Source organism: Hyphomicrobiales bacterium (assembly GCA_016710435.1).
Classification (GTDB): Bacteria; Pseudomonadota; Alphaproteobacteria; order Rhizobiales; family Aestuariivirgaceae; genus Aestuariivirga.
On record JADJVV010000001.1, the window covers coordinates 3,319,820 to 3,339,921 of the forward strand.

The window sequence follows — 20,102 nt, forward strand, 5'->3', positions numbered from 1 at the left end:
CAGTGGGGGCTGCCCTTCTTCTCGGGGCAATAGCGATGCCGCCGCAGGCAATCGCACTCAATACGCCTTCCGAATCTTCTCCTGCCTTTGCAGCCGAGTTCGGCGCGGCCCGTCCGCCTGTCGGCTTCGTGCGCTTCTGCGCCGAGAACCCGAAAGACTGCAAGGACCGCAACAGCCGCGCCAAGCGCATCGCCATGGATCCCGACCGCTGGAACCTTCTCTATCAGGTCAACACCTACGTGAACGGCAAGATCACGCCCGTAAGTGACATGGAGCTTTACGGCGAAGCCGAGCGCTGGACCTATCCGGTCGATGCCGGCGATTGCGAAGACTACCTGCTGCTCAAGAAGAAATATCTGCAAGGCCTGGGCTTTCCCCAGGAGGCGCTGCTGATCACCGTGGTGCTCGACGAACAGAGCCAGGGCCATGCCGTGCTCACAGTTGTCACCGACAAGGGCGAATTCATCCTCGACAACCGCCGCAACGACATCATGCGCTGGAAAGACACGCACTATTCATTCCTGAAGCGCCAGTCCCAGACCAACCCGCGCCAGTGGGTGGCGCTGGTGAAAGAGAAAACCATCGCCACGGGCACAGTCGCGAGCAGCAGCACGCACTGATCCCGTTGCACCAGAGATAGGCCCGGCCGGCGTCCCCCCATCCCCCAAACCGCCGGGCTTCTCGGAGCCGGCACCGTCCCACCCGGTGTCGGCTCCACTTTCTTTTGGGGGCCTCCAGAACATCAGGCAGGCTTGCGACCCGCACCGCAGGAGAACCGCGCCGGTCCCTGCCCGGTAAGGTTATCGCGGGGCCGCCCGCCGTTGAAATCTAAAGATTTCCCGACCCCATTAACCAATCAGTAACACTTGTGTTGCGCGTGAGGCCGCGATGTAAGAGTCTTAATGAAGAGTTAATGGTGTGGGTGGGCGTAAAGATGAAGATGCGGTTGGGAATGGTGCTCGCGGGTCTCCTGGCAACCTTGTCCGGTTCGGCGGCGCTGGCTGGCAATGCCAGTCTCTTCGTGACGGAACATGGCCGCACCAAGCCGCCCATCGGCTACGTCAAGTTCTGTGCCCAGAGCCCGGCGGAATGCAAGAGCCGCGGCACCCTGCTTACCCCGCACCTCAAGATGACGCCGGAACGCTGGTCTGACCTGTTCCAGGTCAACATGAAGGTCAACACCTCGATCAAGCCCGCCTCGGACCAGGAACTCTACGGCGAAGTGGAGTTCTGGACCTACCCCGTCACCGCCGGCGATTGCGAGGACTACCTGCTCCTCAAGAAGCGTGAACTGGAAGCTCGCGGCTTCCCCTCTTCCGACCTTTTGATCACCGTGGTGCTGGATGAAAACGGCGAAGGTCATGCCGTCCTCACCGTCAGCACCGATGGCGGCGACTATGTGCTCGACAACCGCCGCGATGACATCCTGCTCTGGAGCGAGACCAATTACCGCTTCCTGAAGCGCCAGACGCAGCGCGATCCCAAGCAGTGGGTGTCGCTCGACGACGCCAAGACCACCGCCACCGCCTCGCTGGGCAGCAGCGTCGGCAACTGAACGGGATCATCCGCGCGGGCACTTCATGCAGGAAAAGCAGGACCAGCGCGGCTACATCATCAATGTCCTTGACCGGACAGGCTGGAACCAGACGGAACTGGCCAAGCGTGCCGGGCTTGATCCATCGACGCTCTCGCGCTTCCTCTCGCCCGCCCAGGCCGGACAATCCCTGCGCCAGTCCACCTTGCGCCGCATCGCGCAGGTCACCGGTATTCCCTTCAATGGCGATGCCGGCAATTCGGCTACATCCTACGCCGGTCTTGCGGAGCCGGAAGCACAGCCGCTCGATGTCACCCCATCATCGATGGCCGGCGATGTGCTCGCACACTTGCGCGCCACCATTCCCGCTGTCGATGCCTGGACCTTGAAGAGCCGTGCGCTTGAACTCGCCGGCTATCGGCCCGGCGATATTCTGTTCGTGCAGCTGGGTACGCCTGCCCTCAAGGGCGACGTGGTCTGCGCGCAGATCTACGACTGGCATGCCCAGCGCACTGAAACCGTGTTCCGCATTTTCCAGCCGCCCTATCTCGTGGCGGCGACGGCCGACGCGGAGTTGCTCCGCCCCTACGGCGCCGACGAAGAGAGCGTTGTGATCAAGGGCGTGGTGCTGCACACGCTGCGCAGCCGCTGATACACCGCCAGAATTATTTCACATTTTTCACATGATTTTTTGCTTTTACGCAATTCTTGATTGTGATATGCATACGCAATCGCCTCTGGGGAGAGTGCAAATGAAGTTGGTTTTCACCGCCACGGAAGTGGCGGAAGCCCTGCAGATTTCGGTGGAAGAATTGCTGTCACAGCTGCCAACGCTGGAAGCGAATGGCTTTCCGCTGCCCTTGCCGGGTCTCGAACAGCGCTGGTCCATCATCGATATCGTGAACTGGGTGAACAGCAGCGTTCGCGTATCGCCGCCGCATCAGTCCGGCAGTTGGCCGGCGGTGAGTCCGCGCTTGTCCTGACGCGCCGCTCGGCACTTTCTATCAGACAAGACCTGCGGCGTAGCGCTTCCAGTTGCGGACGTATCCTTCTGCCGACCGCGTGAGTTGGGCTGCCCCTTCCGCATCAAGGACGCGGATCACCTTGCCCGGCGCCCCCACCACGAGGGAATTGTCGGGGATCGTCTTTCCCTCGGGGATGAGGGCATTGGCGCCGATCAGGCAATTGCGCCCGATCACCGCGTTGTTCAAGATTGTCGCTCCCATGCCGATCAGCGAATTGTCGCCGATGGTGCAGCCGTGCAGGATCGCCTTGTGACCGATCGTGCAATTGCGTCCAATGGTGAGCGGTGAACCCATGTCCGTGTGCAGCACGCAGCCATCCTGCACATTGCTGCCTTCGCCGACCTCGATCCATTCATTGTCGCCGCGCAGCACCGCGTGAAACCACACGCTTGCATCTCGCAGCAGGCGGACCTTGCCGATCACATCCGCACTCGGCGCAATCCAGTACAGGCCCTCGCCCGGCAACGCGGGCGAAATGCCATCCAGTGTGTGAAGTGCCATCTTGCCCCTCAGGTGAGTCCGAACACCTGGGTGAGGATAAACACGCCCTGCATGAAGCTCCAGACCAAAGCGGCAGCGAGCACCGGAATGCCGACGAGCGGCCGGTCGATCAGGTCATCAAAGGCATCGAGCAGGATGGTGGTGGGCGCGGCGAAGACGATGGCCAGCACGCGGAGCGGCGTCAGCAGCGAGGGATTGGCATCGAATAGCCCGGCGAGCCGCGGCTCTTCGTCCGTGGCGATGGCCCAGACCGAACCAATGATGCCCGCCGAAACGAAACCCACGGCAATGGCAAACAGATACGCCGCATGCTGAACGTCCATGACGCAATCCCACACTCACGCGCAACTGTCCCACAACGGGACAGCGCATTTACACATGATTCAGGATTGCAAGATCAGGGCCGCAAGGCAAGCGGAGTGAACGGTGCCGGTGCGACCCCGCGCTTTCACGTTAACTGGAGAAACCGGCAGACGGCTTGGCCTCACGCCAAGCCCTACTCTTCGAGATCGAAATCGAGAATGGCCATGGAGAAGTTGTACGACAGTTCACCATCTTCCTCGTCGCGGAAGATGACGCCGATGAACTCGTCACCGATATAGACTTCACCTGAGTCCTTCTTCTGCGGACGGGCGCGCACGGAAAGGCCGGCGTTGTCGAATTTGGCACGCAGGAATTTCGTCAGCTTGGCAATTTCATCGGGCTTCAAGATCTGTGCTCCACAGGTTGCGGGGGCCGGGCTTAGACCTGATCCGCACCTTCTGCAACCGCATCAACTTGATGATCCATGGCCCGCGACGGTTCCTCGCAGCCGGCATAGCCGACGATCTTGGCGGGCACCCCGGCGACGGTGCGGTTGGGCGGCACATCATGCAGCACCACCGAGCAGGCGGCGATGCGTGAGCAATTGCCGATCTCGATGTTGCCCAGCACCTTGGCGCCCGCCCCAACGAGGACGCCGCGGCGGATCTTGGGATGGCGGTCTCCGGATTCCTTGCCGGTGCCGCCGAGCGTCACGCCCTGCATGATCGAGACATTGTCCTCGATGATGCAGGTTTCGCCGATGACGATGTCATGGCCGTGGTCGATCATGATGCCCTTGCCGATGCGCGCGGCGGGATGAATGTCGAGACTTGAGATCAGCGAGGAGCGGCTCTGCAGGAAATAGGCGAAGTCCTTGCGCCCCATTTCCCAGAGGCGGTGCGCCATGCGGTGCGTCTGCAGGGCCTGGTAGCCTTTGAAGTAGAGAAACGGATCAATGTAGCGGTGGCAGGCCGGGTCGCGGTCGAAGGTGGCAGTGAGGTCGGCCCGCGCCGAAAGCCCGATGTCGGGTTCGGCTTCAACGGCATCCTGGAAAGCATTGACGATGGTGTCGGAGCCCAGGTCGGCGCTGCCGAGGCGCTGCGCCAGACGATGGATCAAGGCCGATTCGAAGCTGTCGTGGGCCAGCAGCGAGGAATAGATGAATGCCCCCAGCGCCGGTTCCTGCGCCACGGCATCTTCCGCTTCCGTGCGCACACGGTTCCACACGGGATCGATCTTTTCGACAGGCTTGGTATTGACGTCACGGACCATGGTCGGGCTCCTCGGAAGCGCCAGTCTAGCATGAATTGGTTGATGTGGGGAGAAGGCTTGGGCGGCACAAGGGCATGAGGGTTAAGCCGTGGAACCTTCTGTTTGCTTGCCGGGCAAGACGCAGTTGCACCGCGCAGGGCTGCCATGCTCCTCGTCCCGCAGACCGGAACGGCGCCTCTGGCTGTTGACCCCGGCCTGTGCCCCGGCTTTATCTCGCAGTCCACCCCCCAACCCGAATTCAGGTTCCCATGCCCATCATCAACCGCGTTGCCGACCTGCACGATGAAATCACCGCCTGGCGCCACGACATCCACGAAAACCCCGAATTGCTGTTCGAGGTGCACCGCACTGCGGCCCTGGTGGCCGACAAGCTGAAAGCCTTCGGCTGCGATGAGGTGGTCACGGGAATGGGCCGCACCGGCGTCGTCGGCGTGATCAAGGGCCGCAAGCCGGGCGCGGGCAAGACCATTGGCCTCCGCGCCGACATGGACGCATTGCCGATCACGGAAACAACCAATGCGCCCTACGCCTCGAAAACACCGGGCCTGATGCATGCCTGCGGTCATGACGGCCACACCGCGATGCTGCTCGGTGCGGCGAAATACCTGGCGGAGACGCGCAATTTCGCCGGCACGGCTGTTGTGATCTTCCAGCCCGCCGAGGAAGGGGGCGGCGGCGCCGACGTGATGCTGAAGGACGGCCTGATCGCCCGCTTCGGTATCGAGGAGGTCTATGGCCTGCACAACATGCCGGGGATCGGGCTTGGACAGTTTGCCATCCGCCCCGGCCCCCTGATGGCGGCATCGGATGTGTTCGAAGTCACCATCGAGGGACGTGGCGGACACGCGGCGCGTCCCCATGCCTGCATCGATCCCGTGGTGACGATCAGCCATATCGTGACGGCCCTGCAGACAATCGCCTCCCGCAATGCCGACCCGCTGGATTCAGTCGTGGTGTCAGTGACGGCCATCGAAGCGGGCAAGGCTTCAAACGTCATTCCCTCGACAGCGCTGTTCCGCGGCACGGTCCGCACTCTGAAGGAGGAAACCCGCCACTTCGCCGCGCAACGCTTCAAGGAAATCGTCAGCGGCCTGGCTGAGACATTCAACTGCACGGCGGCGATCGACTACAGGTTCGGCTATCCCGTGACATCCAACCATGTCCGCGAAACGGACTACGCGATCAGCGTGGCGCGCGAGATCGTGGGCGAGACGAATGTCGATACCGCCACCATGCCGCTCATGGGTGCCGAGGATTTCGCCTACATGCTGAATGCCCGGCCCGGCGCCTATATCTTCCTCGGCAATGGCGACAGCGCGGGCGTGCATAATCCGGCCTATGACTTCAACGATGCAGTGATCCCGTTCGGCGTCAGCTATCTGGCGCGGCTGGTGGAAAAGGCCGCGTAAAGACCGGCATCACGTCGCTGAAAAACGCGGCGTGGTCTGGCTTTCCGCAAGGAACGCGAGCACCGCCTGCTTGTATCCCTTGTCGCCAACGGCGTTCATGTGGTTCCGCCCCGGCAGGGCAACGCCCCGGGCCGTTGGCATGAGGGCAACAAGGGGTGCGATGGGCCCGGCCACCTCGTCGGCATCGCCCGCCACCACCAGCACCGGAACGCGGATCTGGCCCAGCGCCTCCGGCTTGATCTTGACCCGCGTGGACCGGATGCAGGCCGCCAAGGCCCGCAAGTCACTTTTCGTGTTCTCGGCAAAGATGCGGAATGTCAGCGCACCCGGGTCGGTGACATCGGCGCGCGAGGGAGCCTCCAGCCCTTCTGCGATCGCCTCCGCTCCCGGCACCCCCGTCACCATGCCTTCGGCAAGCCCCGCAAAGACGACCCGCGAAACGCGTGAAGGATGATGCAACGTGAGGAAGGCCGAGATGCGCGCCCCCATGGAATAACCCATCACTGCCGCCTTTTCGATCTTGAGATGGTCGAGGAGGCGCTTGGCATCGTCGGCCATGATGGGAGAGGAATAGTCCGATTGTGCATAGAGCTTCTGGCTGTGGCCGTGGCCACGGTTGTCCAGCATGATCACGCGATAGCCGGCCTCGTGCAGCGTCCGTGCCCAGCCCGTCGCCACCCAGTTGACCTGATGGTTCGAGGCAAAGCCATGGATGAGCAGGACCGGTTCCCCGCTGCCGTGGGCGGGGTGGCTGTCGATGAAGGCGATATCCACGCCCGCCGAATTGAATTTTTGCATGGGCGCGAAGATATGCTATCCGCGCTTCTCGAAACAAGCCTCGGAGTTCGGACATGGCGTCTGGCGCAACACCTCATTTCCAAAACAGCATGGGCCTGGCGTCGATCGAGATCGGTGCCAAGGAGTTCATGTGCATTGGCTCCCTGCCCCCCTTTGACCACCCGCATGTGTTCCTCGACATGGGCGCGGCGAGCGAGATCATCTGCCCCTATTGCTCTACGCTCTACACCCACAACCCGCGCCTGGCGCTGGCCGCCGCGGTGCCTGCCGAAGCCGCCTGGCACGACAAGGCCGCCTGATCGCGACGGCCATGCCGCGGGCCCTCTCCCTGCCGGAAGCCCGCCGCATCGCCCTTGCCGCACAGGGCTTTGACCGCAAGCACCGCAGCCTGAAGCCCGGCCCCGGTGCGATTGCGCGCATGCTGGCACGCCTGCATCTGCTGCAGATCGACAGCGTGAATGTGCTGGTGCGCTCCCACTATCTGCCACTCTACTCCAGGCTCGGCGACTACGACCGGGCGGTCCTCGACAAGAGGACGCTGCAGGCCCGCGGCCGCGCCCTGTTCGAATGCTGGGCCCACGAAGCGAGCTTCGTACCCCTCGAACTTCACCCCCTCATGCGCTGGCGCATGCACCGCGCCCGCAACGGCGATGGCATCTACGTATCCATGGACCGCTTCGCGCGCGAGGAGCCGGACTTCCTGAAATCGACCCTCGGCTTCGTGGAAAGAAACGGCCCGACCCGCGTGCGCGACGTGCCCGAGGGCGGCAAGGGCGAGGGCGGTTGGTGGGGCTGGAGCAAGGGCAAGTTGGCGCTGGAGACCCTCTTCGACCACGGCCTCGTGACCGCCGCCCGCCGCGATGGCTTCGAGCGCATCTACGACATCCCCGAACGGGTGATCCCCGCGGAAACGCTGGCCCGCGAAACACCGCCGGAACGGGAGGCCTTCCGCCAGCTCATGTCGATGGCGGGGGTCGCCCTCGGCATCGGTACGGAGATCGACCTCCGCGACTATTTCCGCCTGCCCGTGGCTGATGCGAAAACGGCCCTCGCGGATTGCCTCGCCGACGGCTCGCTGGTTGAAACAGGCGTCGCCGGATGGAAGGCCCCGGCCTACATGTCGCGCGACGCAAGGGTGCCGCGCACCGCAGGCGGAACAGCGCTGCTCTCTCCCTTCGATCCCCTGTGCTGGAACCGGGACCGGGCTGAACGCCTGTTCGGATTTCACTACAGAATTGAACTCTATACACCTGAACACAAACGGAAATTCGGCTACTATGTGCTGCCGTTCCTGCACGGTGACAGGCTGGCGGGACGACTCTGCATGAAGGCGGATCGCGCCAACGGCACCCTTCTCGTCAACGCCGCCTATCGGGAAGAGGATGCCGACGCCACTGAAACCGCTCGCGTGCTCGCCCCCGAACTGCGGCTGATGGCGCAGTGGCTCGGTCTGCCGGAGGTGAAGGTGGGCCGCAGCGGAAATCTCGCCGCAGCACTCCGCAAGGTCAGTTGAGCAGCCCGCGATAGCGCTCGATAAAACCTGCCAGCGCCGTTTCAAGCGCATCGAAATCCGCGTCCGACAGCGTCAGGGCCAGCGCCATGAAACCACGTTCGGCCACGTAGATGCCGTGGTCGAGCAAATGGAAATAGGCCAGGCGCTTGAGGCGGATGTCCGCCTTCGCCGCATCCTCGGCGCTGCTGATCGCGCCGCCGAGCGGATGGAGCGTGAGCAGCGATCCCACCCCTGTCACCTGCATGGGCGCCTGGTAACGCATGAACATGTCGTTGAGCCGCGCCTTCAACGCTTCGCCCCGTGAGTTGTGAGCGACGCAGGCCTCGCGGGTATAAACCTCTGTCAGGCCCACGCGCCCCGCCGTCATGGTCAGGGTGTTGTTGTTGAACGTCCCCGCATGGGGCAACGGCCTTGCACTCGTTGGGTCGAACAGCGCCATGATGTCGGCTCGCCCACCGAAGCAGCCGAAACTCATGCCGCCGCCGATATATTTGCCGAGCGTCACCAGGTCCGGCCTGATGCCGGTCTTCGCCGCAAGCCCGCCGGGATGAAGCCTCGATGTCATCACCTCGTCGAAAATGAGCACGATGCCGCGCGCCGTGCATTCGCTGCGCAACATGGAGAGAAATTCCGCAGTCGCCGGAATGCAGCCACCGCCGCCCAGCATGGGTTCAAGGATCACGGCGGCAAGTCTTTCGCTATGCGCGGCGATCAGCGCGCGGGTTTCTTCCACCTTGTTGTAGTGACCCATCACGCACTCGAACGGCGCATTCACCGCCGAGGGACCCGAAGTGAAATAGAGCGTGCCACCATGGTAGCCGCCGAACATGGGCATGATCGCCGGACGCGCCGTGAAGGCGCGCGCCGCCGCGAGCGCCATCATGTTGGCTTCCGTGCCGGAATTGGTGAAACGCAAACGCTCCAGCGCAAAACGATCCGCCACGGCCTCCGCGAAGGCCACCTCGCGCACATGCTGCGCGCCGATATTGAGGCCCATGGCCAGCGCATCCTGCACCGCCGCCACCAGTTTCGGATGGGAGTGCCCGTAGATGCCGGCGGAATATTCCCCGACGTAGTCGATGTAGGAATGCCCGTCGATGTCGCTGAGGCGCGAGCCTTCCGCCTTCTCGATGCGGATGGGAAAGGGTTGCGAGAACAGCACGGTCCGCGTGTTGCCGCCGGGCATCACCGCCTTGGCCCGCTCGTGCATCGCCGCCGTCTTCGGCCGCTTCGAAACAAACCGGGCCACGGCCTCGGCCAATGCATCATCCACGCGGTTCATCATGACCCCCCTCAGTCTTCGTCCCCTGGCCTTGTCCTGGTTGCGCCAGGCGTAGCCCGACGGGCGAAGACTGGTGCGGGCCGTGGGACTCGAACCCACACGGGATTTCTCCCAACGGATTTTAAGTCCGTTGCGTCTACCATTCCGCCACGCCCGCAAAGCACATCCGCCCGCTGGGCGCATCTAGGCGCGCTTGTCCTTTCTTGACAAGGTCTTGTGGAAGTTGCGAACCTGCATCTCCTTGGGGGAAAGGAGCGTCATGATGGAGGTCTTGTCATTCGGCAATGCATTCGGGCATCTGTCGTACCTGCTCCTCGCGCTCTCCTATTGGCTGACCAGCATCTATTGGCTGCGTCTCGTGGCGGTGATCGGCCTGACGCTGGAGATCATCTATTTCTCCTACACTGGCGGAAACCTGATGGTGGGCATCACCTGGAGCGCGGTGTTCATTGCCATCAACCTCTTCCATCTCATCCTGCTCACCCGGGAACGGCTCAGCCTGCGCCTGCCCGAGGCCGATGCACCGTTGCTGCGCGAATCCCTCTCGGGCCTCAGTGATTTCCAGATCGCCAAACTGCTCCGCGCCGCCGACTGGAAGGACTACATGCCAGGCGATGTGCTGACCCGGCAGGATGCGCCAGTCGATGCGCTTTATTTTCTCTGCCGTGGCCGTGCCAATGTGGAAGTGAGTGGCAAGTTCGTCACCTATCTGGAAAAGGGTACCTTCATCGGCGAGATTGCCTATCTCACAGGCAACCCGGCTTCCGCGACCGTCACCATCGACGATCCCAGCCGCGTTCTCGCGTTCTCGAAGATGAAGATGGCGCGCGTCGTCGCCTCCGACGAACAGATCTCCGGCATCATGTACCAGTTGCTTGGCCGCGACCTTGCCATGAAGATGCGCCGCACCAACACGCGCCGCGTTCTCGATGATGATGATCCGACCCGTCTCTGATGCTCAGCGCACCAGCGCAATATAGGTCAGAAGCAGGTACGTGAGTTGATGCAGCATCTGGTCTGCGCTCAGTGACCACCAGAACTGCGGCACCACAGTCGTCCATCCCTGCCGGCGCACGATCTGTTCCTTGCTGAAATCGATGTGGTAGTGCAGCGCGCCATCGAGAAGAGCGAGGCCCAAGGCAGCGGGCGCCGCCAATCCAAACAGCAGCAATGTCACCAATGTGCCGACGCCATGGATGCTGGCGTGTGCCAATCCCAACGGACGGCCATAGTGCCCCTTGTCGCGCACCATCGCGGACGTCTGCAACGGACCATCGCAGATGAAATGCTTCACCTGAAACAGGACGAGCAGAAGGATCACGGTTTGTGCAAGGTTTTCGGGCATTCTTCCCCTTATCTAGGCACATCACCGCCTGTTGCCAACCCCGGAGGTTGCGGCTAAAGGTGAACTCCGGGGCCTACCATTAGTTCAGAATGACGTGACATGACCATGCGTCTTGCGTTGAATGCCCTTGTGGCAGCGGCGGTAATCACCCTTTCCTTCACAGCAGCACATGCAGCGGGCCAGATCGGCAAGGTCGTGGCAGTCGCGGGCGCTCCCTCGGCCTCTGGCCCCGGCGGCGATCGCAAGCTCAGCGCTGGTTCCTCGGTGTTCGAGGACGACAAGATCAGCGTGGGCGGCGGCGGTAATGCCCAGATCATCCTGAACGACAACACCCGGCTTGTGGTCGGACCAAGCTCCACGCTGGTCCTCGACCGCTTCCTGATGAAGGGCGGCAATAGCGCCCAGAAGGTGTCGATCAAGACCCTGCGCGGCACCTTCCGCTTCATCACCGGCCGCAGCGCCAAGAGCGCCTACGAGATCAGCACATCCAGCGCCACGATCGGCATTCGCGGCACGGGCTTCGACTTCTGGGACAAGCGCCAGTCAGGCGTTGCCGTGATGAACGGCCGCGTGAGCCTGTGCAGCGGCGGCCGTTGCGCAATCCTTGATGAACAGTGCGAGGTGGGCCGCGCCGGTGGCGGCACAGCAAAGGAACTGACCGGTGCCGATGCAGGCGCCGCGATCTTCAACAACTTCCCCTATATCGTGAACCAGTCGCCGTTGCGGTCGCAGTTCCGCCTGCCGATCAACCGCTGCCGCAATGCCATGGCCAAGGCCATGAACCCCGGCAACAATGGAACGCAGAACGATCCTCCGCCGGAACGCAATAACGACTGAGGATACACAGGCACGTGGCACGGACGCGCGGACGATGGAGGGCCACATGGCCCGTCATGATCGGCGTGGCCGTGCTGGCCGCCTGCACCGCCCTTCGCGCCACTGATCCCGGCCCCGTCTCCTCGTTGCGAGGTTCCGGCTTTGACTCGCTGCAGCGTCTCTGGCCCCGAAGCCTGGCGGAACCGCAGCCTGTCCGCATCGTCGACATCGACGAGGCATCACTCGCCGAAATAGGGCAATGGCCCTGGCCCCGCACAACGCTCGCCACCCTCACCGATGAGTTGATGGACATGGGCGCAGCCGCCGTGGCCTTCGACATGGTCTTCCCGGAACCGGACCGCATGTCGCCGCGCCGCGTGCTGGCTGCCGCCGCCGAACTGCCTGCCGTCCGCGATGCCGCCGCCACCATCGATCCGCAGAAACTGCCGGACAACGACGAGATCTTCGCAACGGCCGTGCGGGGGCGCCCCATTGTGCTATCCTTTGCGTCGTCGGGCGCGGGGCTTTCTCACACCGCGCCCCTGAAGGCAGGTTTTGCGCAGACCGGACTCGATGCACTCGGCGCGCCACCCCGCCTCGCAGGCATCACCACCAATATCCCTGTTCTGGATTCCGCTGCCGCCGGCATCGGCAGCATCAACATCTCGCTGGGACTTGATGAAGGCGTGGCGCGGCAGATTCCATTCCTGCTCAGCGACGGCACACGCATCTATCCATCGCTCGCTGCCGAAACGCTGCGCATCGCGCAAGGTGCCGACACGCTGCTCTTGCACGCCTCCGACGACACGGAGAACGCAATCGAATCGCTGGTGGTGGGCGACCTCGATATTCCCCTGTCCGAGACGGGCGCCTTCTATCTCTACTACCGGCCCGATCCGCGCGACCTCTACGTCTCCGCTGCGAAAGTGCTGTCCGGCAAGCAGCGCGAAGACCTGCGCCCGTTGATCGAAGGCCATGTGGTCCTCGTCGGCACGTCCGCCGTCGGGCTCCTTGATGTCCGCACCTCCGCCCTGGGCGAAACCGTGCCCGGCGTATCGGTTCATGCGCAAGCGATCGAACAGGTGTTGAGCGGCACCTTCCTCACACGGCCAGAATGGGCGGCCGGGGCGGAGCTCCTGGGAGTGCTCGCCGCCGGCCTGGCGCTTTCCGCCCTCACGGTCATGTTGCGGCCACGTGAATCGCTCCTCACCTTTGCGGCATTGGCAGCATCGATCATCGCGGGCGTGCTGATCGCCTTCCGCTGGGGTGGCCTGCTCTTCGATGCGACCTATCCCCTGCTCGCCCTCACGCTGGCCTTCCTCGCCAGCATCGCCTTCAAGCTGATGGTGACGGACCGTCAGGGCCGCCAGTTGCGGGGCGCCTTCGCGCAATACGTGGCGCCTGCTGTCCTCGCAGAGATCGAGAACAATCCCGAAAGCCTGAAGCTCGGCGGCGAGATGCGCGACGTGACCGTGATGTTCGTCGACATCGAGAACTTCACCCCGCTTTCGGAGAAGCTCGATCCCGTGAGCCTCGTCTCGGTCGTGAACCGCCTGCTGGACGTGGGCAGCAAGGCCATCCTCGCCGAGCAGGGCACCATCGACAAGTATATCGGCGACGCCATCATGGCCTTCTGGAATGCGCCCATTCCGCTGGAAGACCACCAGTACCATGCGGCTCGTGCCGCCCTTGCCATCCGCCGCGCGGTCGCCGCCCTCAACGACGATCCCGCCATGCATGCCCTGCTGGAAGAACGCGGCGCGCCACGACTCGCGGTGCGGGTGGGAATCGCCAGCGGCCCGGCCTGCGTCGGCAACATGGGCTCGGCGGAGCGGTTCGACTATTCCGTGCTGGGCGAAACGGTCAACACGGCTGCGCGCACCGAGGCCACCTGCAAGTCCATCGGTCATGATGTTGCGATTGCCGGAGATTTGCTGGGCCGCACATCTTCGCTCGCCACCCTCTACGCCGGAAGCCTGCCGATGAAGGGTAAGTCCCGCCCCCAACCTGTGCACATTGTCCTCGGCGACGAGGCACACGCCACCGCCCCGCACTTTCAGCAGTTTCGCAAGACCTACAACGAACTCATTGATCTGATGGTGAAATCAGGGGGCAAGAAACTGCCGGCTGCCCGCCTTGCCCTGTTCGAGGAACTGGCCGCCCAGCACCCCACGCTGGCCCCCTATTTCGACAGGTTGGTACACCGCCGGGACGATTTCACGTCTTCCGTCGATTGAACGTCAGGCCGTCGCCCGCTCCCGGATCGGGGGCGCAAACTGCAAGTCCATGTCCCACGGCAGGTAGATCCAGGTGTCCTGGCTCACTTCGGTGACAAAGGTATCCACCAGCGGACGTCCCGACGGCTTGGCATAGACGGTGGCAAAATGGGCCTGGGGCATCATTTCGCGGACAATCTTGGCCGTGGCCCCGGTATCCACCAGGTCATCGACGATGAGCACGCCCTTGCCCTTGTCGTCGCCGCTGATGTCGCTGGCGACATTCTTCAAAACGCTGATTTCGCCTTGCTTGTCATAGTCATAGGACGCGACGCACACGGTCTCGACCACCCGGATGCCCAGTTCGCGCGCCACCACGGCAGCCGGAACAAGTCCGCCCCGGGTGACTGCAACCACGGCCCGAAATGGACCCGCAGCCGACAGGCGCCAGGCAAGCGCCCGCGCATCGCGGTGGAACTGGTCCCAGGACACCGGAAAACTCTTCTGCCACTTCTCGTCCATGATCACCCCTCGCTCCCTCACGACACCTGCTGGCAGGCTTTATGCATTGTCGCCGGAACCTGTTCAATGGCAACGGTTGGGGAAAGGTTTGTTTCACTCTTTTGCGGGTACAACCGGTCACTCATTCTCCTTCCGGCAGGCGGCACATGATCGAACATTTGATGAAGGCCATGGAAACGGCGGGCGTCGAGGCGCTTGCGGTGACCCTCCCCGAAGCTGTCGTCATGGAAGCCACGCTGCCCCTGCTCCGCGCATGGAACTGCAAGCGCACGGACGTGGTGGGCAAAGGCCTGCATAAGGCCGGTGCCGGCACGCTGTCGGCCCGCCACCTGCCCCAGGCTGCAGGCGAGGATGTCCAGCACATCGAGGTCTCGTATCTTCATCCCTTGGGCTCGGCCATCCGCAAGGTCTTCTCCGCACAGAAATGGGAAGAGAACGGAACCGAGTTCTATCTGCTGACGACGAAGGCCCTGGATGCCAGCACCGCCCAGTTGGCCCTGCAAAACGAGAAGCGCCTCTCGCTCGCCCTCAAGTCTGGCGGCTATGCCGTGTGGGACTACAACTACGAAACGGGCGAGACTTACAATTCGCCGGAGATGTTCGAGATCTTTGGTCACAAGGTGGGGGAGCACAACCTCAACTTCCTGAGCTTCAACGACCTCATCCACCCCGAAGACCGTGACAAGACCATCGACGACAAGGTGCGCAAGGCCCCCTTCGGCGCCGACGTATTCCAGACTCGCTACCGGGTGAAGACATCCGCCGGGAAATACGTGTGGATCGAATCCCTCGCCGGCGTCATCCGCAATCCGGCCGACGGCCGCCCGATGAAGTGCATCGGCCTGTGCCGCAACATCGATGAGCAGATGGTGGCGCTGGAGCGTCTCAAGGTCTCCGAGCGCAATTTCAAGCGCACCCAGTCCGCCGCGCGCCTCGGCAGTTTCGCGTTGCGCAATGAATCCGGCGTGTCCCGCCTCTCGCAGGAGATGGCGGCGCTGATCGGCCTGGCCGACGCCATGATCCATCCCAACCTCAAGACCTTCATCGGCATGATCGAGCCGGGCGACCGCGAGAAGTTCTGCGAAGCATTGGAACTCGCCAAGATCGGCACTGCCATCAAGAATCTCGAAATCGCCGTGAAGGACAAGGACGGCGAGATCGCGCACTTCGAAGTCAGCATGGAACCGGAGCGCGACGACAAGGGGAACGTCGAAGGCGTGTTCGGCTGCTGCCAGTGTGTCTCCGAGCGCAAGGCGCTGGAGAAGCGCTTCCACCAGGCCCAGAAGATGGAAGCCGTGGGCCAGTTGACGGGTGGCATTGCCCACGACTTCAACAACCTTCTCATGGTGGTGATGGGCAACTTGCAGCTCGTGGAACAACTCGTCCGCAACGACGAGCGCGCCCTGAAGCGCATCCGCGCCGCCATCGACGCTTCGGAAAAGGGCTCCGAACTCACCCGCCGCATGCTCGCCTTCTCGCGCCAGCAGACCCTGCAAAACAAGGAAGTGACGCTCAACGACCTGCTTTTCTCCATGCAGGACATGCTGCAACAAGCGCTCACGGCGATCGTCAGTCTCAAGATCATTCCGGGCGACGAACTGTGGTCCATCAAGGTCGACAAGACCATGCTGGAAACGGCAATCCTCAACCTCGCCATCAACGCCCGCGATGCCATGCAGCCGAAGGGCGGCAGCCTCATCATCGAAACCTCCAACCGCAAGCTCGACAACACCTACTGCGCCGAACATGAGGAAGTGATCCCCGGCGACTACGTCGAGATTTCCGTGACGGACACCGGCTCCGGCATGACGGCGGACATCATGGAAAAGGTCTTCCAGCCGTTCTTCACCACCAAGGGCCCGGAAAAGGGTTCGGGCCTCGGCCTCTCCATGATCTACGGCTTCGTCAAGCAGTCCAACGGTCACATCAAGATGTATTCGGAAGTGGGCCACGGCACCACGGTCAAGATCTACCTGCCGCGCCTCAGCGGTTCCGCCAAGGACATCACCCCGAGCCTGCCCACCGACCTGCAGGCCCAGTTGCAACGCGAACTCGGCTCCTTTGGGGCCAAGCCTGCTGAAATGGTGACAGCCAGCGCCAAGAAGCAATTGGTGCTGGTGGTCGAGGACAATCCTTCAGTACGCGACGTGGCAGCAGCCATGATCGAGGAAATGGGCTTCGACGTGATCACCGCATCCGATGGTCACGAGGGTCTGAAACTCATTACCGAACGCCGTGACATCGACCTTGTGCTTTCCGACGTCATCATGGCCGGCGGCATGAATGGCCCTGAACTGGCGGTAAAGGCCATGAAGGTCAGGCCCAAGTTGAAAATCCTCTTCATGTCCGGCTACGCCCCCGGCTCCGTCCGCCAGATGCAGGACCTGCCGGACTCGATCGAACTCGTGAACAAACCCTTCACCCGCAACGACCTCACTGAAAAGGTACGCAAAGCGCTGGTGGCGTGAGCCAAGTGTCCGCTTGCCAGACAGGTTCGAAAAATCCGGGAGAGGGTTAGGCCTCGCTCCAGCCCCGCGCCTTTCCAGCCTTGAAGAGCGTCTCGGCGGCGGCTTTCACCGCTTCGGTGGCGGCCATGAGTGCCGCTTCGTCACGGCCGCGGATGACGAGGTTCGTGGCAAAGCCGCCTGCGCCTTCGAACGGATAGGAGCCGAGCGACAGCATCGGATAGGCGTCCTGCACCTCCTTCAGCGGCTTGGCGACGTCGCCTTCGCCGCCCTCGAAGCGGATGGTGCGGCTGAGCACCGGCGCACCGCGTGAAAGGGCGGGCGCGATTTCGTCCATCATGGCGTTCATCACCTTGGGCACGCCGGCCATCACGAACACATTCTCCATGCGGAAGCCTGGCGCCTTCGACACAGGATTGATGATAAGCGTCGCACCATGGGGCACACGCGCCATGCGCATACGGGCCTCGTTCGCCTCGCGGCCGATCTCCTTGAAAAAGGTCTCCAGGATATTCACCGCTTCCGGATGGTGCGAGATGCCCACCCCGAAGGCCTTGGCGATGCAATCCGCCGTGATGTCGTCATGGGTGGGACCAATGCCCCCGGTTGTGAACACGTAGGTGTAGCGCGCCCGCAAGGCATTCACCGCCTCCACGATGGCCACCTCGTCATCCGCCACCACGCGTGCCTCCAGCAGATCAATCCCCAGTGCCGTCAGGTAATCCGCGATGAAGCCCAGGTTCTTGTCCTTGGTGCGGCCCGAGAGCACTTCATTGCCGATCAGCAGAACAGCGGCGGTGGGGGCGGCATCAGACATCGGGAAACCTCGTGAATAGGCTGGACATATCTCACCACGCATGATTGCTGTCAAAACATGAAGCTCAATACGCCTCTCATTCCCGCCACGCTGTTGCGCCGCTACAAGCGCTTCCTTGCCGATGTACGGCTGGCGACGGGTGAACACGTGACGGCCACCTGCCCCAACACCGGCACCATGCTGGGCCTGAACGAGCCGGGCATGCAGGTGTGGCTCTCCCGCTCCAGCAGCCCCACGCGAAAATACGCCCACACCTGGCACCTGGCCGAGAAGCCCGGCATCGGACTCGTCGGCATCGATACAAGCCTCCCCAACCGCATTGCGGAGGAAGTCATCACCGCGGGCGCCATTCCGGAACTTGCCGGCTACGCCTCGCTCCGCCGCGAGGTGCGCTACGGCAGCAACAGCCGCATTGACCTGCTGCTGGAGGGCGAAGGTCGCGCGCCCTGCTATGTCGAGGCCAAGAACGTAACACTGATCCGCCAGTCCGGCCTCGCCGAGTTCCCGGATTGCGCCACCGCCCGCGGCACGAAGCATCTCGCCGAAATGTCTCAGATGGTGCGCGCCGGCCACCGGGCCGTGATGCTCTACGTGATCCAGTGCGCCAATCCCGACCGCTTCGCCCTGACGCCCGATCTTGATCCCATCTATTTCAATGCCTTCCGCGCCGCCCGAAAGGCAGGGGTTGAAGCTCTGGCCTTCACCTGCCATGTGAGCCTTGACTCCATCAGCCTCAAGGCACAGGTTCCGGTCATCGATCCATCATGAATACACGCACCGAAGAACAACCGCGCATCCGCCTCCACAAGCCGGAGCATTTTGAAAAAATGCGCAAGGCGGGTCATCTCACGGCGCAACTGCTCGACATCCTCGTCGAAGCAGCAAAGCCGGGTGTGACCACGGCGGCGCTGGACCGGATTTGCGTGGAGTTCGCCCATGACAACAACGCCATTCCCGCCACCATTGGCTATCGTGGCTACAAATATGCGCTTTGCACCTCCATCAACCATGTGGTCTGCCACGGCATGCCAAATGACAAACCGCTGATCGAGGGCGACATCGTCAACATCGACGTCACCCTGATCGTCGACGGCTGGTATGGCGACACGAGCCGCATGGTGAACATCGGCAACGTCTCCCGCGCCGCCGAACGGCTGGTGGAGATCACCTATGAGTGCCTGATGCGCGGCATCACCGCCGTGCGGCCGGGCGCGCACCTGGGCGACGTTGGACATGCAATCCAGTCCCACGCCGAAGGGCAGCGCTGCTCCGTGGTGCGCGACTTCTGCGGCCACGGCCTTGGACAGGTATTCCACGACCACCCCAACGTACTGCACTATGGCCGCCCCGGCGAGGGCGTGCTGCTCAAGCCGGGCATGTTCTTCACGATTGAGCCGATGATCAACCTCGGCAAGCCGCATGTGAAGGTGCTCTCAGACGGCTGGACCGCCGTGACGCGTGACCGCTCGCTCTCGGCCCAGTTCGAGCATACGATTGGCGTCACCGAGACGGGATGCGAAATCTTCACGCTCTCCCCCAAGGGGCTTCATTGCCCGCCTTATAAATTCTGAGCCATGGCGAAGGGTTTCGGGGAGGCGCAGGGCGAAGTGCCGGATCATCTCGGCCACCGCGAGCGCCTGCGCGAACGTTTCCGCACAGGTGGTGCGGCGGCCCTGCCCGACTATGAACTTCTTGAACTCGTGCTGTTTCGCACCAATGCCCGTGGCAACACCAAGCCCATCGCCAAGGGCCTGATCGCCCGCTTTGGAACATTTGCCGAGGTTCTGGGCGCCGAGCCCGAACGGCTGATGGAGGTTGAAGGCGTGGGCGCCGCCGTGGCGCAGGACCTGAAGCTGATCCAGGCCGCATCCCTCCGCCTCGCGCGAGGTGAGGTGATGCACCGTCCGCTCCTCGCGTCATGGAAAGCCATCGTCGACTATTGCCGCGCCGCCATGGCCTTCGAGACGCGCGAACAGTTCCGCATTCTTTTCCTCGACAAGAAGAACCAGTTGATCGCCGATGAGGTTCAGCAACAGGGTACGGTGGACCACACGCCCGTCTACACGCGCGAAGTCATCAAGCGTGCGCTGGAACTGGCATCGACGGCCATCGTGCTGGTGCACAACCACCCCTCGGGTGATCCGACGCCCTCACTGGCTGACATCGACATGACGAAAAAGATCATTCAGGCCGGCGAGAAACTCGGCGTGCTCGTGCATGACCATCTCATCATCGGCAAGAAGGACCACGTCAGCTTCCGTTCGCTGCAGTTGATCTGAGGGCA

Annotated in this window: 23 protein-coding genes and 1 tRNA gene; 14 read left to right on the forward strand and 10 right to left on the reverse strand. The window is 62.8% G+C overall.

Annotated elements, in window-relative coordinates:
* Positions 1-35: 35 nt before the first annotated feature.
* The 4 genes from IPM06_16220 to IPM06_16235 all read left to right on the forward strand — a co-directional run bounded on the left by IPM06_16220 (position 36) and on the right by IPM06_16235 (position 2,517).
* On the forward strand, positions 36-620 hold the full coding sequence (locus IPM06_16220; protein ID MBK8771957.1) for a transglutaminase-like cysteine peptidase: 585 nt from the start codon (positions 36-38) through the stop codon (positions 618-620).
* A gap of 314 nt (positions 621-934) precedes the next feature.
* Positions 935-1,555, forward strand: a complete 621-nt coding sequence (locus IPM06_16225; protein MBK8771958.1) for a transglutaminase-like cysteine peptidase — start codon at positions 935-937, stop codon at positions 1,553-1,555.
* Between the two features lie 25 nt (positions 1,556-1,580).
* Entirely contained in the window at positions 1,581-2,186 is a 606-nt protein-coding gene (locus IPM06_16230) for a helix-turn-helix transcriptional regulator (protein MBK8771959.1), read from the forward strand.
* Between the two features lie 100 nt (positions 2,187-2,286).
* Positions 2,287-2,517, forward strand: coding sequence for a hypothetical protein (locus tag IPM06_16235; protein MBK8771960.1), 231 nt, complete (start codon positions 2,287-2,289; stop codon positions 2,515-2,517).
* 21 nt (positions 2,518-2,538) lie between these two features.
* Here IPM06_16235 and IPM06_16240 read toward each other — a convergent pair whose 3' ends face one another.
* The 4 genes from IPM06_16240 to cysE form a co-directional block, all read right to left on the reverse strand.
* Complete coding sequence (locus IPM06_16240) at positions 2,539-3,060, reverse strand: gamma carbonic anhydrase family protein (protein ID MBK8771961.1); 522 nt, start codon at positions 3,058-3,060, stop codon at positions 2,539-2,541.
* 8 nt (positions 3,061-3,068) lie between these two features.
* The gene (locus tag IPM06_16245) at positions 3,069-3,383 is read right to left on the reverse strand and encodes a hypothetical protein (GenBank protein MBK8771962.1); all 315 of its coding nucleotides are present in this window, start codon (positions 3,381-3,383) and stop codon (positions 3,069-3,071) included.
* Between the two features lie 173 nt (positions 3,384-3,556).
* Positions 3,557-3,769, reverse strand: a complete 213-nt coding sequence (locus IPM06_16250) for a DUF3126 family protein (GenBank protein ID MBK8771963.1) — start codon at positions 3,767-3,769, stop codon at positions 3,557-3,559.
* A 32-nt stretch (positions 3,770-3,801) separates the two neighbouring features.
* Entirely contained in the window at positions 3,802-4,635 is an 834-nt protein-coding gene (cysE, locus tag IPM06_16255) for a serine O-acetyltransferase (protein MBK8771964.1), read from the reverse strand.
* Between the two features lie 248 nt (positions 4,636-4,883).
* On the opposite strand from cysE, the gene IPM06_16260 reads away from it, so the two are divergent.
* The gene (locus IPM06_16260; GenBank protein MBK8771965.1) at positions 4,884-6,044 is read left to right on the forward strand and encodes an amidohydrolase; all 1,161 of its coding nucleotides are present in this window, start codon (positions 4,884-4,886) and stop codon (positions 6,042-6,044) included.
* A 9-nt stretch (positions 6,045-6,053) separates the two neighbouring features.
* On the opposite strand, the gene IPM06_16265 is transcribed toward IPM06_16260, so the two are convergent.
* On the reverse strand, positions 6,054-6,842 hold the full coding sequence (locus IPM06_16265) for an alpha/beta hydrolase (GenBank protein MBK8771966.1): 789 nt from the start codon (positions 6,840-6,842) through the stop codon (positions 6,054-6,056).
* A 53-nt stretch (positions 6,843-6,895) separates the two neighbouring features.
* On the opposite strand from IPM06_16265, the gene IPM06_16270 reads away from it, so the two are divergent.
* Positions 6,896-7,141: a zinc-finger domain-containing protein gene (locus tag IPM06_16270; GenBank protein ID MBK8771967.1), complete on the forward strand. Its 246-nt coding sequence runs from the start codon at positions 6,896-6,898 to the stop codon at positions 7,139-7,141.
* An 11-nt stretch (positions 7,142-7,152) separates the two neighbouring features.
* Positions 7,153-8,355 (forward strand): YcaQ family DNA glycosylase, encoded by a 1,203-nt coding sequence (locus IPM06_16275; protein ID MBK8771968.1) that lies wholly within the window; start codon positions 7,153-7,155, stop codon positions 8,353-8,355.
* On the opposite strand, the gene IPM06_16280 is transcribed toward IPM06_16275, so the two are convergent.
* Together IPM06_16280 and IPM06_16285 are read right to left on the reverse strand one after the other, a co-directional pair.
* Positions 8,348-9,640: an aminotransferase class III-fold pyridoxal phosphate-dependent enzyme gene (locus IPM06_16280; protein MBK8771969.1), complete on the reverse strand. Its 1,293-nt coding sequence runs from the start codon at positions 9,638-9,640 to the stop codon at positions 8,348-8,350. The two genes, IPM06_16275 and IPM06_16280, sit on opposite strands and share 8 nt — an antisense overlap.
* Before the next feature lie 68 nt (positions 9,641-9,708).
* Positions 9,709-9,794 (reverse strand) — tRNA-Leu (locus IPM06_16285).
* Between the two features lie 102 nt (positions 9,795-9,896).
* Between IPM06_16285 and IPM06_16290 the strand changes: the two genes are divergently transcribed.
* Positions 9,897-10,592, forward strand: a complete 696-nt coding sequence (locus IPM06_16290; protein ID MBK8771970.1) for a cyclic nucleotide-binding domain-containing protein — start codon at positions 9,897-9,899, stop codon at positions 10,590-10,592.
* 3 nt (positions 10,593-10,595) lie between these two features.
* Here the strand turns inward: IPM06_16290 and IPM06_16295 are convergent, their stop codons facing one another.
* Positions 10,596-10,982, reverse strand: coding sequence for a DUF3307 domain-containing protein (locus IPM06_16295; protein ID MBK8771971.1), 387 nt, complete (start codon positions 10,980-10,982; stop codon positions 10,596-10,598).
* 99 nt (positions 10,983-11,081) lie between these two features.
* Between IPM06_16295 and IPM06_16300 the strand changes: the two genes are divergently transcribed.
* Together IPM06_16300 and IPM06_16305 are read left to right on the forward strand one after the other, a co-directional pair.
* Entirely contained in the window at positions 11,082-11,819 is a 738-nt protein-coding gene (locus IPM06_16300) for a FecR domain-containing protein (GenBank protein MBK8771972.1), read from the forward strand.
* A 14-nt stretch (positions 11,820-11,833) separates the two neighbouring features.
* Entirely contained in the window at positions 11,834-14,035 is a 2,202-nt protein-coding gene (locus tag IPM06_16305; GenBank protein MBK8771973.1) for an adenylate/guanylate cyclase domain-containing protein, read from the forward strand.
* 3 nt (positions 14,036-14,038) lie between these two features.
* On the opposite strand, the gene gpt is transcribed toward IPM06_16305, so the two are convergent.
* Positions 14,039-14,536 carry a xanthine phosphoribosyltransferase gene (gene gpt / locus IPM06_16310; protein ID MBK8771974.1) on the reverse strand — a complete coding sequence of 166 codons (498 nt, stop codon included), beginning with the start codon at positions 14,534-14,536 and terminating at the stop codon, positions 14,039-14,041.
* Positions 14,537-14,682: 146 nt separating this feature from the next.
* On the opposite strand from gpt, the gene IPM06_16315 reads away from it, so the two are divergent.
* Complete coding sequence (locus IPM06_16315; GenBank protein ID MBK8771975.1) at positions 14,683-17,004, forward strand: PAS domain-containing protein; 2,322 nt, start codon at positions 14,683-14,685, stop codon at positions 17,002-17,004.
* A 46-nt stretch (positions 17,005-17,050) separates the two neighbouring features.
* Here the strand turns inward: IPM06_16315 and IPM06_16320 are convergent, their stop codons facing one another.
* On the reverse strand, positions 17,051-17,818 hold the full coding sequence (locus tag IPM06_16320; GenBank protein ID MBK8771976.1) for a competence/damage-inducible protein A: 768 nt from the start codon (positions 17,816-17,818) through the stop codon (positions 17,051-17,053).
* A gap of 57 nt (positions 17,819-17,875) precedes the next feature.
* On the opposite strand from IPM06_16320, the gene sfsA reads away from it, so the two are divergent.
* From sfsA to radC, 3 genes are read left to right on the forward strand one after another with little or no spacing between them, the layout of a single operon-like run.
* Entirely contained in the window at positions 17,876-18,586 is a 711-nt protein-coding gene (sfsA, locus tag IPM06_16325; GenBank protein MBK8771977.1) for a DNA/RNA nuclease SfsA, read from the forward strand.
* The gene (gene map, locus IPM06_16330) at positions 18,583-19,389 is read left to right on the forward strand and encodes a type I methionyl aminopeptidase (protein ID MBK8771978.1); all 807 of its coding nucleotides are present in this window, start codon (positions 18,583-18,585) and stop codon (positions 19,387-19,389) included. Before sfsA ends, map begins: the two co-directional genes overlap by 4 nt.
* A 3-nt stretch (positions 19,390-19,392) precedes the next feature.
* Positions 19,393-20,097, forward strand: a complete 705-nt coding sequence (gene radC, locus IPM06_16335) for a DNA repair protein RadC (GenBank protein MBK8771979.1) — start codon at positions 19,393-19,395, stop codon at positions 20,095-20,097.
* Positions 20,098-20,102 lie beyond the last annotated feature (5 nt).

What these genes read in the sequence shown, in the direction of transcription:
- IPM06_16220 (MBK8771957.1), top strand. Translation starts at nt 36, where the DNA reads ATGCCGCCGCAGGCAATCGCACTCAATACGCCTTCCGAATCTTCTCCT.
- IPM06_16225 (MBK8771958.1), top strand. Translation starts at nt 935, where the DNA reads ATGAAGATGCGGTTGGGAATGGTGCTCGCGGGTCTCCTGGCAACCTTG.
- IPM06_16230 (MBK8771959.1), top strand. Translation starts at nt 1,581, where the DNA reads ATGCAGGAAAAGCAGGACCAGCGCGGCTACATCATCAATGTCCTTGAC.
- IPM06_16235 (MBK8771960.1), top strand. Translation starts at nt 2,287, where the DNA reads ATGAAGTTGGTTTTCACCGCCACGGAAGTGGCGGAAGCCCTGCAGATT.
- IPM06_16240 (MBK8771961.1), bottom strand. Translation starts at nt 3,060, where the DNA reads ATGGCACTTCACACACTGGATGGCATTTCGCCCGCGTTGCCGGGCGAG.
- IPM06_16245 (MBK8771962.1), bottom strand. Translation starts at nt 3,383, where the DNA reads ATGGACGTTCAGCATGCGGCGTATCTGTTTGCCATTGCCGTGGGTTTC.
- cysE (MBK8771964.1), bottom strand. Translation starts at nt 4,635, where the DNA reads ATGGTCCGTGACGTCAATACCAAGCCTGTCGAAAAGATCGATCCCGTG.
- IPM06_16260 (MBK8771965.1), top strand. Translation starts at nt 4,884, where the DNA reads ATGCCCATCATCAACCGCGTTGCCGACCTGCACGATGAAATCACCGCC.
- IPM06_16265 (MBK8771966.1), bottom strand. Translation starts at nt 6,842, where the DNA reads ATGCAAAAATTCAATTCGGCGGGCGTGGATATCGCCTTCATCGACAGC.
- IPM06_16270 (MBK8771967.1), top strand. Translation starts at nt 6,896, where the DNA reads ATGGCGTCTGGCGCAACACCTCATTTCCAAAACAGCATGGGCCTGGCG.
- IPM06_16275 (MBK8771968.1), top strand. Translation starts at nt 7,153, where the DNA reads ATGCCGCGGGCCCTCTCCCTGCCGGAAGCCCGCCGCATCGCCCTTGCC.
- IPM06_16280 (MBK8771969.1), bottom strand. Translation starts at nt 9,640, where the DNA reads ATGATGAACCGCGTGGATGATGCATTGGCCGAGGCCGTGGCCCGGTTT.
- IPM06_16290 (MBK8771970.1), top strand. Translation starts at nt 9,897, where the DNA reads ATGATGGAGGTCTTGTCATTCGGCAATGCATTCGGGCATCTGTCGTAC.
- IPM06_16295 (MBK8771971.1), bottom strand. Translation starts at nt 10,982, where the DNA reads ATGCCCGAAAACCTTGCACAAACCGTGATCCTTCTGCTCGTCCTGTTT.
- IPM06_16300 (MBK8771972.1), top strand. Translation starts at nt 11,082, where the DNA reads ATGACCATGCGTCTTGCGTTGAATGCCCTTGTGGCAGCGGCGGTAATC.
- gpt (MBK8771974.1), bottom strand. Translation starts at nt 14,536, where the DNA reads ATGGACGAGAAGTGGCAGAAGAGTTTTCCGGTGTCCTGGGACCAGTTC.
- IPM06_16315 (MBK8771975.1), top strand. Translation starts at nt 14,683, where the DNA reads ATGATCGAACATTTGATGAAGGCCATGGAAACGGCGGGCGTCGAGGCG.
- IPM06_16320 (MBK8771976.1), bottom strand. Translation starts at nt 17,818, where the DNA reads ATGTCTGATGCCGCCCCCACCGCCGCTGTTCTGCTGATCGGCAATGAA.
- sfsA (MBK8771977.1), top strand. Translation starts at nt 17,876, where the DNA reads ATGAAGCTCAATACGCCTCTCATTCCCGCCACGCTGTTGCGCCGCTAC.
- map (MBK8771978.1), top strand. Translation starts at nt 18,583, where the DNA reads ATGAATACACGCACCGAAGAACAACCGCGCATCCGCCTCCACAAGCCG.
- radC (MBK8771979.1), top strand. Translation starts at nt 19,393, where the DNA reads ATGGCGAAGGGTTTCGGGGAGGCGCAGGGCGAAGTGCCGGATCATCTC.